A 530-nucleotide genomic window follows, 5' to 3' on the forward strand; every position below is an offset into this window, starting at 1 on the left:
GCGTCGAACGCCTGGCCTTGCGCGTAAGCGAGCGCTCTGAATGTTGGGGCCTGCATGAGCATCCGTCTGCCGAAGCGGGAGCGCTGCGCGATGCCCTGGATCGTGAGCCGGGTCCCGATCCTCGCCCATCCGAGCAAGCCTTTCGGGCGCAACATGACGACGTCCAGCAGCCCGTCGTCGATCCTGGCCGCGGGGATCAGGAGCATGTTGCCGGTGAGAGTCCCGCAGTTGCCCACGATGATCGTGTGGGCGCGCGCAGACCGGGTACGGCCATCATCGATCCGGTAGTCGAGGTGGAACAGTCGGTTCGCGATGATCGAACGCGCGATGGGTGTCACGTAGGCGAACCACCCCAGGTGGCGTTTCGCGAGGGCGGTGGTGTTTCGTGCCATCGCGGCGTCGAGGCCGATGCCCGCCATTACGGCGAAGGAGTGGGCGTGTCGGTGGCCGTTCTCGTCTTCGAGCTCTGCGACAGCGACATCAATGGAGCGGATCTCGCCGTCGAATGCTGCGGCGAGTGTGGCGGGGAG

Annotated in this window: 1 protein-coding gene; it reads right to left on the minus strand. The window is 66.0% G+C overall.

Features of this window, described 5'->3' with window-relative positions; all coding sequences use genetic code 11:
* The coding region (locus V6R91_RS36355) for a diacylglycerol/lipid kinase family protein (protein ID WP_336399362.1) at positions 1 to 530 on the minus strand (530 nt) is incomplete at both ends.

Source organism: Microbacterium sp. CCNWLW41 (assembly GCF_037083505.1).